General features: G+C 68.7%; 11 protein-coding genes. 4 read left to right on the forward strand and 7 right to left on the reverse strand.

Going from position 1 to position 10,741, the window contains the following annotated elements; translation table 11 throughout:
- Positions 1 to 33 precede the first annotated feature (33 nt).
- The 4 genes from fchA to ASF53_RS07405 form a co-directional block, all read right to left on the reverse strand.
- Complete coding sequence (gene fchA / locus ASF53_RS07390) at positions 34 to 660, reverse strand: methenyltetrahydrofolate cyclohydrolase (RefSeq protein ID WP_056196276.1); 627 nt, start codon at positions 658 to 660, stop codon at positions 34 to 36.
- 80 nt (positions 661 to 740) lie between these two features.
- Entirely contained in the window at positions 741 to 1,607 is an 867-nt protein-coding gene (locus ASF53_RS07395) for an NADP-dependent methylenetetrahydromethanopterin/methylenetetrahydrofolate dehydrogenase (protein WP_056196280.1), read from the reverse strand.
- Positions 1,608 to 1,869: 262 nt separating this feature from the next.
- Positions 1,870 to 2,814, reverse strand: a complete 945-nt coding sequence (locus ASF53_RS07400; RefSeq protein ID WP_056196283.1) for a D-2-hydroxyacid dehydrogenase — start codon at positions 2,812 to 2,814, stop codon at positions 1,870 to 1,872.
- A 266-nt stretch (positions 2,815 to 3,080) separates the two neighbouring features.
- On the reverse strand, positions 3,081 to 4,289 hold the full coding sequence (locus tag ASF53_RS07405) for an aminotransferase class V-fold PLP-dependent enzyme (RefSeq protein ID WP_056196286.1): 1,209 nt from the start codon (positions 4,287 to 4,289) through the stop codon (positions 3,081 to 3,083).
- Positions 4,290 to 4,940: 651 nt separating this feature from the next.
- On the opposite strand from ASF53_RS07405, the gene ASF53_RS07410 reads away from it, so the two are divergent.
- The 3 genes from ASF53_RS07410 (at position 4,941) to rnhB (ending at position 7,726) form a co-directional block, all read left to right on the forward strand.
- A complete protein-coding gene (locus ASF53_RS07410; protein WP_056196290.1) occupies positions 4,941 to 5,753 on the forward strand; it encodes a UDP-2,3-diacylglucosamine diphosphatase in 813 nt (270 codons plus the stop codon).
- A 125-nt stretch (positions 5,754 to 5,878) separates the two neighbouring features.
- Entirely contained in the window at positions 5,879 to 6,955 is a 1,077-nt protein-coding gene (locus ASF53_RS07415; protein ID WP_056196294.1) for a glycosyltransferase family 4 protein, read from the forward strand.
- Between the two features lie 120 nt (positions 6,956 to 7,075).
- Positions 7,076 to 7,726, forward strand: coding sequence for a ribonuclease HII (gene rnhB / locus ASF53_RS07420; protein WP_056196297.1), 651 nt, complete (start codon positions 7,076 to 7,078; stop codon positions 7,724 to 7,726).
- A 22-nt stretch (positions 7,727 to 7,748) separates the two neighbouring features.
- On the opposite strand, the gene ASF53_RS07425 is transcribed toward rnhB, so the two are convergent.
- Positions 7,749 to 8,891, reverse strand: coding sequence for a PA0069 family radical SAM protein (locus ASF53_RS07425; RefSeq protein ID WP_056196299.1), 1,143 nt, complete (start codon positions 8,889 to 8,891; stop codon positions 7,749 to 7,751).
- Positions 8,892 to 9,159: 268 nt separating this feature from the next.
- On the opposite strand from ASF53_RS07425, the gene ASF53_RS07430 reads away from it, so the two are divergent.
- Positions 9,160 to 9,681 (forward strand): hypothetical protein, encoded by a 522-nt coding sequence (locus ASF53_RS07430; protein WP_056196302.1) that lies wholly within the window; start codon positions 9,160 to 9,162, stop codon positions 9,679 to 9,681.
- 32 nt (positions 9,682 to 9,713) lie between these two features.
- Here the strand turns inward: ASF53_RS07430 and ASF53_RS07435 are convergent, their stop codons facing one another.
- Together ASF53_RS07435 and rpmG are read right to left on the reverse strand one after the other, a co-directional pair.
- Complete coding sequence (locus tag ASF53_RS07435; protein WP_056196308.1) at positions 9,714 to 9,896, reverse strand: hypothetical protein; 183 nt, start codon at positions 9,894 to 9,896, stop codon at positions 9,714 to 9,716.
- Positions 9,897 to 10,126: 230 nt separating this feature from the next.
- On the reverse strand, positions 10,127 to 10,294 hold the full coding sequence (gene rpmG, locus ASF53_RS07440) for a 50S ribosomal protein L33 (RefSeq protein WP_003602581.1): 168 nt from the start codon (positions 10,292 to 10,294) through the stop codon (positions 10,127 to 10,129).
- Positions 10,295 to 10,741: the final 447 nt, after the last annotated feature.

Below are 10,741 nucleotides of genomic sequence, written 5' to 3' on the forward strand. Positions count from 1 at the left end.
TGGCGAGGGACGCGGAGCGACGAACCGAACGGCTCAGTTCACCTTGGACTTCACGGTCTCGTAGATCCGCTCGTTGAGCGCGCCCGCCTCGGCCAGAAGGCCTTCCAGCTCCTTCAGCCGCTCCTCGGCGAAGGCACGGTCGTCGAGACCCTTGGCGTTGACGTAGACGTTGAGGGCCGCCGAGCGCAGGCCGGCATAGGCCGAGAGCACCGCGACACCGGCATCCGAAATCACGTTGAGATTGCCCTTCTCGGCGACGATCTCGGCTAGATCGATCACCTCGCGGCAGACGCGGCAGCAAGCGAGCGGCACGTCGGTCGCGGTCTTGAGCGCCTCCTGAATCGTGGCAGCGCGCGCGGCCTTCTCTTCGTCGGTGGTCTTCGGCAGCCCGTAGGCGCCCATCACCGCGTCGAACGCCTCGACGTCGTCGGCGATCATGCCGGTGAGCGTGCGGCGCAAGCCTTCCGACTTCTCCAGCACCTGCTTCAGGTCGGCTTCGACCTCGACATACTTCTTCTTGCCGATGGTGAGGTTGCAGACCATCGAGACCAGCGCCGCGCCCATGGCGCCGGAGATCGCCGCGGCACCGCCGCCGCCGGGGGTCGGGGCCGAGCTCGCCAGGCCGTCGAGGAATGTTTCGATCGTCTCGTTCGCGGCCATGGGTCCCTCCCCTTCCGATTCTTGTTGGTTAGCACGGGGCAGCGCCGACATGGGCCGGCGCTGCCTTCAGACCGGGAGCGTCAGGCCATTTCCTTGGCGAGCGCGTAGATCTCCTCGGCGTCGAACACGCCTTCGGTCGATTCGAACAGCTTGGCGATGCAGGCGCGGTGCAGCTTGAGCTTCAGGCCGCCGATGCCGAGGGCGCCGAAGCTCTTCTTGCCGTGGCGCTCCTTGGCCTTGTCCATGGCGTCGATGCCGCCGAAGCCGAGCGGGGGCTGGGCGTTGTAGTCGGCGACGATCTCGATCGAGGCCTCGTCCTTCCAACCGGATTCCGGCAGCAGCTCGATGCCGATGGCGCCGGCCGAGAAGATCAGGTTCTGACCCTTCACCAGGGCGACGCGGGAAGCCTCGTCCGGGGTGGCGGCGGCCTTCACGTTGACGCCGAAGCGCTTGTTGACGGAATCCGCCGCGGCCTGCGCCCGGTCGAGCTGGCGGGCGGCGAGGGTCACCTCGGCGCCTTCCTTGGCGAGAAGCGCCGCCGAGCGCATGCCGACGGGGCCGGTGCCGGCGAGCACGACCGCCTTCTTGCCCTGAACCGAACCGCCCGCCGCCTTCACGACGAGGGCGACGCCCGCGGCCGCGGTGGTGTTCGAGCCGTTCGAATCGAGCATGGTCGAGACGCGGAACGGGCCGAAGAAGCGCTTCTTGACCGCCTCGAACACCGCCTCGCCCGCGGCCATGTTGCCGCCGCCGACGAAGATCGCGGTCGACTTCTTCTCCGAGCCGCCGCGGGTATAGATCGTGCCGTCCACGAGCGCGCCGACATTGTCCGTCGTCACATTGCCGTAGCCGGTGATGTGGTCGGCGCCGCCGTCATAGCCGACGACCGTGTCGAACACGCTCGGAACCGCATCGGTGTCGAACAGGAAGAGAAGCTTCTTGGTCATTGTGCCTCTGGCTGTTGGCTGGCCGCGCGGATAAGCGCACGACCGCTTCATAAGGATGGCTTGGCGCCTGTCGCCATGGCGACGGCCGTCACCGTCGAAACCTCATTTATTCGGATGATCCCACCCCCGCCCTCATCCTGAGGTGCCGGAGCGAAGCGGAGGCCTCGAAGGGTGCTCCAGGGATCGCGCGGGTCCTGGAGGCTCCTTCGAGGCCGCTTCGCGGCACCTCAGGATGAGGGTGAGAGCGGGATACCCGTAGAGGCTACGCCTCGACGACGTTCTGCGGCTTGCCCGCGACAAAAGCCTCGACGTTGTCCACGAGCTGGTCGGCGAGGATCTGCATCGCTTCCTTGCTCGCCCAGGCCACGTGCGGAGTGACGATCAGGTTCGGCAGGTCAGCGTCGCAGAGGATGTTGCCGTCCTTCGGGGGCTCCTGGGCCACCACGTCGAAGCCGGCGCCGCCGATGGTGCCGTCCTTGAGCGCCTGAAGCAGGGCCGCCTCGTCCACCAGCCCGCCGCGGGCGGTGTTGATGAGGATCGCGGACTTCTTCATCTTCTTGAGCTGCTCGGCCCCGATCATGTTCTTGGTGTCGGGGGTCAGCGGCACGTGCAGCGTGATCACGTCGGACTGGGTCAGGATCGTATCGAGATCCACGAGCCCGTCCTGCGGAAACACGTCGAAGGCCAGCACCTTCATGCCGAGGGCCTCGGCCCGCTTGGCGATCGACTTGCCGAGCGCGCCGTAGCCGATGATGCCGAGCGTCGAGCCGGCAATGTCGTAGATCGGGTAGTCGAAGTAGCAGAACTGCTTCGACTTGTTCCAATCGCCCCGGCGCACGGAATTCGCGTAGGGCACGATCGCCCGGCGCAGCGCGAACATCAGGCCGACCACGTGCTCGGGCACGGTGTTGAAGGCGTAGTTGCGGATGTTGACGACCGTGATGCCCTGGGCTTTCGCCGCGGCCTTGTCGACGACGTCCGTGCCCGTGGCGGCCACCGCGATCAGCTTCAGGTCAGGAAGCTGCTTCAGCGTATCGGCGCGCATCGGCACCTTGTTGATCATCGCGATCTCGGCGCCCTGAAGGCGCTCGACGATCTCCTCCGGCGTCCAGGTCGACTCGTATTCCTTGTACTCGTGCGGGAAGTTGAATTCGCGCACGGTCGCGTCGAGCGACTCGCGATCGAGGAAGACGACTTTCTTTGTCATTCTGGACCCCTTCCGGATCGACCGGCGGGCAATCCTGTCGCTCACAAAACTCCGGCCGCCCCGTCGTCGCCGGAGCGAGAACGGTCAGCGACCGGGCGATTCGTGAGGCACAGTGCCGGCCCCGTTCCTCACCTGTCTCGAAGCGTCTCCCGCGGACCGCCGATGAGCCGGCCGTTCCGCGGGGCGCCTTTCTCTATTTAGCGGAAGCGGCGCCGTTGGAACCGGCGCCGCCCCCAAAAATCAGGCCCAGATATCAGGCCCAGTATTTAGGCCTTCGCGAGGGGGTTCTCGCGCAGGTAGCTGGAGGCGGCGGCGACACCCGAACCGGGGGTCACGTTCACGCCGTTGTCGATGAGCGACATCTCGGCGCCGGCGATCGCGCCGAGCAGCGAGAGTTCGTTCAGGTCGCCGACGTGGCCGATGCGGAACACCTTGCCCGCGACCTGGGACAGGCCGGCGCCGAGCGCGAGGTTGTAGCGCACATAGGCGTGCTTGATGATCTTGGCCGCATCCACACCCTCGGGCGCCATGATGGCGGTGACGGTGTCGGAGTTCCATTCCGGCGACTTGGCGCAGGTCTTCAAGCCCCAGGCGGCCACGGCCTGACGGGTCGCCTCACCGAGCACGGCGTGGCGGTGGTAGACGTTCTCCAGGCCTTCCTCGAACAGGCAGGCGAGCGCCTCGCGCAGGCCGTAGAGCAGCGGCAGCGGCGGGGTGTAGGGGAAGTAGCCGGTCGGGTTCTGCTTCTTCTGGTCTTCCCAGTCGAAGTAGACGCGGGCGAGCCGGTCGTTGCGGCCGGACTGGCCCTCGGCGGCCTTGAGCGCCTTCTGGCTGACGCAGATCACGCCGAGGCCGGCGGGCAGCATCAGGCCCTTCTGGGAGCCGGCGATGGCGCAATCGACCTTCCACTCGTCGGCCTTGAAGGGCAGCGAGCCGATGGAGGACACGCCGTCCACGAACAGCAGGGCCGGGTGGCCGGCGGCGTCGATCGCCTTGCGCACGGCGCCGATATTGGAGGTCACGCCGGTCGCGGTCTCGTTATGGACCACCATGACGGCCTTGATCTCATGGTTCTTGTCGGCGCGCAGAGCCTCCTCGATCTTCTCGGGCTTGGCGCCGGTGCCCCACTCCTCCTCCTGGACGACGACGTCCAGGCCGAGGCGCTGGGCCATGTCGATCCAGAGATGGCTGAACTGGCCGAAGCGGGCAGCCAGCACCTTGTCGCCACGGGCGAGCGTATTGGCCAGCGCCGATTCCCAGATGCCCGTGCCGGAGGCCGGGAACAGGAAGATCGTGCCGTCGGTCGAGCCGAACACCTTCTTGGTGTCCTCGAACAGCGGCTTCGTCAGGGACGGGAAATCGACCGAGCGGTGATCCTCGGACTGCACCATCATGGCGCGCATCACCCGGTCCGGGATGTTGGTCGGGCCGGGAACGAACAGGTGGTTGCGTCCCGGACGTCTCGTTGCCGCCATGAGAATTTCCTCCAATTAAGTCGTTCTGGGCGGAGCGGCCCTTCGCGGCCGCGATCCCGCCCGATCCTGATGGCGGGCGCAAGCCCGCCGCGAAACGTCGTTCAGCCCCGCCGCAAAGCCGCGCGCGAAAATGCCTTCCGCCGGCCGGGACCGTACCCCTGCGATGTCGGATCGTTGATCGTCCCGGAGCGGCGAAGCGGCCATCGTGCCGCTCGCGTCGCGGCGCGTGCAGCCGCGCCGGTCGCCTCCAAAGGACCGAACCCTCGATGCGTCAGCCCGGCGCCGCATTCATGCGCGCTCCTGCTGCGTGTCCAGCGCTCCCATCCGTCGCGGCCATTCCCACACCTCTGTCGGGTGCTGCTGCGCATACCGAGGCACGCGCGGCGGATGACCTTGGCTGCCGTTATGCCTCCCGCGCCGGGGAATGGAAAACGGAAAAAACTGAACTGAAAAACAAAAAGATTTTCGCATGCACCGGCTGCGGGCGGGGCCTGCGGCGAGCCATGGGCGTGTGCCGCGCCGGAAACCGGGGGGACCGCCCGGTGCGCGGAAGCGGGGCAGAATGATGCACCCCGCCGTCATCAAACTGAGATCGGAATGCGATTTGGCTCTTCCCCGTCGCGATGCGGTTGTGAAGAGCCGGGGGCGCCAGTGTCACAGGATCCGGAATCGACCATCCGCGTTCGGACGCTCTTCTTGTCCGATCTGCATCTGGGCACCAAGGGCTGCCAGGCGGCCCTGCTGCTCGACTTCCTCCGCGACGTCGATGCCGACACGATCTACCTCGTGGGCGACATCGTCGACGGCTGGCAGCTCCGCTCGGGCTGGTACTGGCCGCAGGCGCATAACGACGTGGTGCAGAAGCTGCTGCGCAAGGTGCGCAAGGGCGCTCACGTCGTCTACGTGCCCGGCAACCACGACGAGTTCCTGCGCGACTATATCGGCATGACCTTCGGCGGCATCGAGATCGCCGACAGCCGGGTCCATGTCGCGGCCGACGGCAAGCGCTACCTCGTCATCCATGGCGACCAGTTCGACATGGTGGTGCGCCACTCCAAGTGGCTCGCCCATCTCGGCGATTGGGCCTACACCTCGGCGCTCGCGGTCAACACCGTGGTCAACCGGGTGCGCCGCCGCCTCGGCCTCGCCTACTGGTCGCTCTCGGCCTGGGCGAAGCTCAAGGTGAAGAACGCGGTCAACTTCATCGGGCAGTTCGAGACCTTCCTCGCCACGGAGGCCCGGCGCCAGGGCGCGGACGGGGTGATCTGCGGCCACATCCACCATGCCGCGCACCGCGAGGTCGAGGGGCTGACCTATCTCAATACCGGCGACTGGGTGGAATCCTGCACCGGCATCGTCGAGCATTACGACGGCCGCATGGAGGTGCTGCACTACCCGACCCTGCTGCGCGAGCGCCGCGCGGCGGAGACCTTCGAGCCCGAGATCCGCCGCGCCGTCGCCTAGGGCGCCACCCTGGATATCGGATCCAGGACGGCGCTCCGGGCTGTTGTTTTCGCATCATCGTTTCCCGAAAGCCGGCGGCCAGCTTTCGGGGTGATGCCCGCCCCTCACGGACAGACGAGACCCGCATGAGGCTGCTGCTCGCCACCGATGCGTGGCACCCGCAGGTCAACGGTGTGGTGCGCTCCGTCGAGCGCATGGCCGAGGCCGCCGCCGGCCTCGGCGTCGAGCCGCTGATGCTGACGCCGGCCGACTTCCCCTCCCTGCCGATGCCGGGCTACCGCGAAATCCGGCTCTCGCTGATCACCCGCGGCCGGGTGCTGTCACGCTGGGAGCGGCTCGCGCCGACTCATGTGCACATCGCGACCGAAGGGCCGATCGGCCACGCCGTGCGCGCCGCCTGCCTGTCGCGGGGGCAGGCCTTCACCACGAGCTACCACACCCGCTTTCCCGAATATCTCGCCGCCCGCGCCCCCGTGCCGGAGGCCTGGAGCTATGCTTGGCTGCGCCGCTTCCACGCCGCAGCGAGCGGCACCATGGTCAGCACGCCCTCCCTCGAACGGGAGCTGGCGGGGCGCGGCTTCACCCACCTGATGCGCTGGACCCGCGGCGTCGACACCGACCTCTTCCGCCCCCGTGACGGCGACGACGGGGCGAACCCGTTTCCCGATCTGCCGCGGCCGATCTTCCTCTCGGTCGGCCGGCTCGCGGTCGAGAAGAACCTCGCCGCCTTCCTCAGCCTCGACCTGCCCGGCTCCAAGGTCGTGGTCGGCGACGGGCCGGACCGGGCGCGGCTCCAGGCACTGGCGCCGGACGCGCACTTCCTCGGCGCGCTGACCGGCGAGGCGCTGGCGCGAGTCTACGCGCGTGCCGACGCCTTCGTGTTCCCGAGCCTGACCGATACCTTCGGTATCGTCCTGCTCGAAGCGCTCGCCTCGGGCCTGCCGGTGGCGGCCTATCCCGTGACCGGCCCCCTCGACGTCATCGGCGGCACCGGCGCGGGCGCCCTCGATGCGGATCTGCGCGCGGCGGCCCTCGCCGCGCTCGCGATCCCGCGGGAGCGCTGCCGGGCGGAGGCGATGCGCTACACCTGGGCCGAGAGCGCGCGCCAGTTCTACGACAACATCGCGACCGCTCACGCCCTCGGATCGGTCCGGGGCGCCGCCCGCCATCCGAGCCGCGCCCCGCTGCCGCGCCCCGGCTGAGCGAAGCCGACAGGACCGATCGGACGGCGGCGGCTTCATGCTCGCTGCGCCCTGGTTGTCCGCGGGCTTTTGACCCGCCCCGGGATGACGGGTGAGTGCGAGGATGCCAGGGTCCGCGCCATGGCCCCTCGACCGAAATCCGTCAAAGCCCCGCGCCCGTTCGATCCCGCGCTTGCCGCGACCTATCCGGCCGTGATCGGCTGCGACGAGGTCGGGCGCGGCGCCCTGTGCGGTCCGGTGATGGTGGCGGCCGTGTGGTTCGACCCCGTGGCCTTTCCGCCGGAGATCCTGGCCCGGCTCGACGACAGCAAGCGCCTGGACCGCGCCGCGCGCGAGGCGCTGACCCCGCTGATCCGGGCCCATGCGCGGGTCTCGCTCGCGGCGGGCTCGCGGGCGCTGGTGGATCGGGTGAACGTGCGCGGGGCGACCCTCGACGCCATGCGCCGGGCGGTGACGGGCCTCGGGCTCGACGCCACCGTGCTGGTGGATGGGCGCGATCCGATCCCCGGCCTGACGCAGGGCTGCCGCGCCGTGATCGGCGGCGACCGCCTCGTGCCGCAGATCGCCGCCGCCTCCATCGTCGCCAAAACATGCCGCGATGAGATCATGCGCCGCCTCGCCCTGCGCCACCCGGCCTATGCCTGGGAGCGCAACGCCGGCTACGGCACCGCCGCCCACCTCGCCGGCCTCACCGCGCAAGGCCGCAGCCCGCATCACCGGGTGAGTTTCACGGGGCGGTTCGAGGCCGCCCGCGCCCTCTCGGACGCGTGACGCGACTCCCCCCTGAGTCTCCTCAAAACAGCGCGAGTTGATCCCCCGCTCGCTCCGGCCGGCGAAACAGCTCGGTCGTCTGGCGCACCGGCTCGTCCGGATAGCCGAGGCGGCGCTTGGCCAGGGCGAAGCGGCGGCGGATCAAGTCGGCATAGGGGCCCTGCCCGATCATGCGGGTGCCGAAGGCGGCGTCGTAGGCCTTGCCGCCGCGGGCCCCGCTCAGCAGGGAGAAGACGTGCGCCTTGCGCCCCGGATAATGCTCCGAGAACCAGTCGCCCACCAGCTCGTCGAGTTCGTGCGGCAGGCGCAGCAGCACGTAGTTGGCCTCGCGCGCGCCTGCTGTCCGGCTGGCTTCGAGAATCGCTTCGATCTCGTGATCGTTGAGCGAGGGGATGATGGGCGCGACGATCGCCATCACCGGCACGCCCGCCTCGCTCAAAACGCGGATCGCCTCCAGGCGCTTGCGCGGATGCGGCGCGCGCGGCTCCATGCGGCGGGCGAGATCCGGATCGAGGGTGGTCACGGAGATCGCCACCTTCACGAGGTTCTGCGCCGCCATCTCGGCGAGGAGATCGCGGTCACGCAGGATCAGGTTCGACTTCGTGACGATGCCGACCGGGTGGCGGAAACGGGCCAGCACCTCCAGCACGGCGCGGGTGATGCCGTGCGTGCGCTCGATCGGCTGGTAGGGGTCGGTCGCGGTGCCGAGCGCGATGGTCCGTGGCTGGTAGCCCGGCGCCGACAATTCGCGCTCCAGCAGGACGGCCGCATCGGGTTTGGAAAACAGCCGCGTCTCGAAATCGAGCCCCGGGGAGAGCCCGACATAGCCGTGGTTCGGCCGGGCGAAGCAGTAGACGCAGCCGTGCTCGCAGCCGCGATACGGGTTGATCGAGCGGTCGAACGAGATGTCCGGCGAGGCGTTGCGGGTGATGATGTGGCGGGCGCGTTCCGACGTCACCTCCGTGCGCCGCACGCGCTCCCCTTGCTCCGGCCAGCCGTCGTCGAAGGTCTCGTGCCGGGTCGCCTCGAAGCGCCCCTCCGGGTTGGCCGTCGCCCCGCGCCCGCGCCGCGCCTCCGGCGCCACCTGGGAACCGCCGCTTGAGAAGCCACTCCGCTTGCCCCGAAGCGGCGTCTGTCCGTTACCCACCCCGAACTCCACCGTCATGCCGCGGCCACGCTCGCCTTTGTCTTAAGAACATAACGCGAACATGAAAAGCGGGGATGCACAGGTTTCGCGCCGGTGCAGGCTTTGTCCGTCCTCCGAGGCGATCGAAGGCGAGAGCCGTATCCGACCGGATGGCATCGGGTCGGCGCCTTCAGGTCTTTGTTTCGACGCGCCTTCTCTCGGCGAACCGGTGACCACTTCATCGAAATGCATCGAGGGCAGCGCAACGAGTGCTTCGCGGGGGCGGAAAATCGGGTATTCGCTCCGCATGATCTCCGGCCTCATCCACGTGGCGCGATCCGCCGACCCCGCCGCGATCGAGTGCCTCGCCGACACGCTGAGCGCACTCGTCGCGGGCGTGGCCGCCGGGCTCGTGGGCGACGCAGTGATCGTGACGGCGGAATCCTGCCCGGCACTGGAGACGGTGGCCGAGGGCAGCGGCGCGACCCTGGTGGTGCGCCCGCCCGGCGGCAACCCGTGGGGCGCGGGCGCGCGGGTGGCGCGGCGCGAGTGGTTGCTCTGCCTGGAGCCGGGCGACATCCCGGCGGAGGGCTGGATCCGCAGCCTCGACCGCTTCGTCGGCACGGCGCGGCCGGACATGGCGCTCGGCCGGATGCGGCGGGCGCACACCGCCCTACCGGCTCGGATCGCCGCGCGGGGGGAGAGCGTCGTCGGCGTGAGCGGACCGCGGGCGGGCGATGTGGTGCGGCGGGAGCGGGTGCTCGCGGGCCTGCCGTTCTCGCCCCGCCTCAAGGTGCGGATGCTGACGGCCCGGCTCGACCGCGCCTGAGCCTTACGGCCGGCCGCGTCCTGGCGAAAACGTCAGCTGACCCGGAACCAGGTCGGGGCGGCGCGCATCAACACGACGAGCGCGGTCGCCACCAGGGCGGCCCCCAAGGTGATCTCGGGTGAATGCGCATAGCCGGACCGTTCCAGGACGGTGGCGGCCGAGGCGATGGTGAGGCCGATACCGGCCGGAGCGAGGCAGCTGGGCAAGGCGTTCATGCGTCGACCCTAGACGCAATCGCTTGCGCGAGCGTTACGCGGAGCCGCTCCTTCGTCAGCAATCCGTGAGGATGCGGCGAGGCCGAATGAAGCGGGCACCGGAATGCGAAAAAGCCGCCCCGATGCCGGAGCGGCCTTGCCGCATCGCTTCCCGAGGAAGCGGACGCCTCATATCTCGCTCCCGGTTGCACCGAGGCGGCCCGAAGGCGGTCGGCGTCCGGGAGTTGGACTTACTTGATCTTGGCTTCCTTGAACTCGACGTGCTTGCGCGCGACCGGGTCATACTTCTTCATGACCATCTTCTCGGTCTGCGTACGGGAGTTCTTCTTCGTGACGTAGAAGTAGCCCGTGTCGGCGGTCGAGACGAGGCGGATCTTGACGGTAACGGCCTTAGCCATGGCGTGGCGCTCCTAAAGCGGGTCGAGGGGCGAATCGCTGGTGGCGGCGCCAGCGCGGGCGAAACGCAAAAGGCCGGGAAGCCCCGGCCGAATTCCGGCGCGGTCAATGCCCCATGGGGGGCGTTTCGTCAAGCCGCGTGCCGTCACGGTCATTATTCGGATGCGATGGCCCGACGTCTCGCCCACCTCGACCGCCGACGCTCGGTCCCCTGCCGCTTGGCACTCCCCGTGCCCTCGATCCGGACCAGACGGACACTCCTACAAGCGTTCGCCGCGTGATCTTGCAGAGAACGAGCCGGTTTTTCCGATGTGCGACTTTTGTCGAGGCTCGTACCGATGAGGGCTTCGCATCCTGAGAGTCCGTCCGATAAGTCATGATGCTCGCCCGAGCCTTCGGACGAGGATCATGACGGCGGCGGCGTAGAGGAAGGCCTGGGCCGAGGCGAG

This window comes from Methylobacterium sp. Leaf123, assembly GCF_001423405.1.
Lineage (GTDB): Bacteria > Pseudomonadota > Alphaproteobacteria > Rhizobiales > Beijerinckiaceae > Methylobacterium.

What these genes read in the sequence shown, in the direction of transcription:
- fchA (WP_056196276.1), bottom strand. Translation starts at nt 660, where the DNA reads ATGGCCGCGAACGAGACGATCGAAACATTCCTCGACGGCCTGGCGAGC.
- ASF53_RS07395 (WP_056196280.1), bottom strand. Translation starts at nt 1,607, where the DNA reads ATGACCAAGAAGCTTCTCTTCCTGTTCGACACCGATGCGGTTCCGAGC.
- ASF53_RS07400 (WP_056196283.1), bottom strand. Translation starts at nt 2,814, where the DNA reads ATGACAAAGAAAGTCGTCTTCCTCGATCGCGAGTCGCTCGACGCGACC.
- ASF53_RS07405 (WP_056196286.1), bottom strand. Translation starts at nt 4,289, where the DNA reads ATGGCGGCAACGAGACGTCCGGGACGCAACCACCTGTTCGTTCCCGGC.
- ASF53_RS07415 (WP_056196294.1), top strand. Translation starts at nt 5,879, where the DNA reads ATGAGGCTGCTGCTCGCCACCGATGCGTGGCACCCGCAGGTCAACGGT.
- rnhB (WP_056196297.1), top strand. Translation starts at nt 7,076, where the DNA reads ATGGCCCCTCGACCGAAATCCGTCAAAGCCCCGCGCCCGTTCGATCCC.
- ASF53_RS07425 (WP_056196299.1), bottom strand. Translation starts at nt 8,891, where the DNA reads ATGACGGTGGAGTTCGGGGTGGGTAACGGACAGACGCCGCTTCGGGGC.
- ASF53_RS07430 (WP_056196302.1), top strand. Translation starts at nt 9,160, where the DNA reads ATGATCTCCGGCCTCATCCACGTGGCGCGATCCGCCGACCCCGCCGCG.
- ASF53_RS07435 (WP_056196308.1), bottom strand. Translation starts at nt 9,896, where the DNA reads ATGAACGCCTTGCCCAGCTGCCTCGCTCCGGCCGGTATCGGCCTCACC.
- rpmG (WP_003602581.1), bottom strand. Translation starts at nt 10,294, where the DNA reads ATGGCTAAGGCCGTTACCGTCAAGATCCGCCTCGTCTCGACCGCCGAC.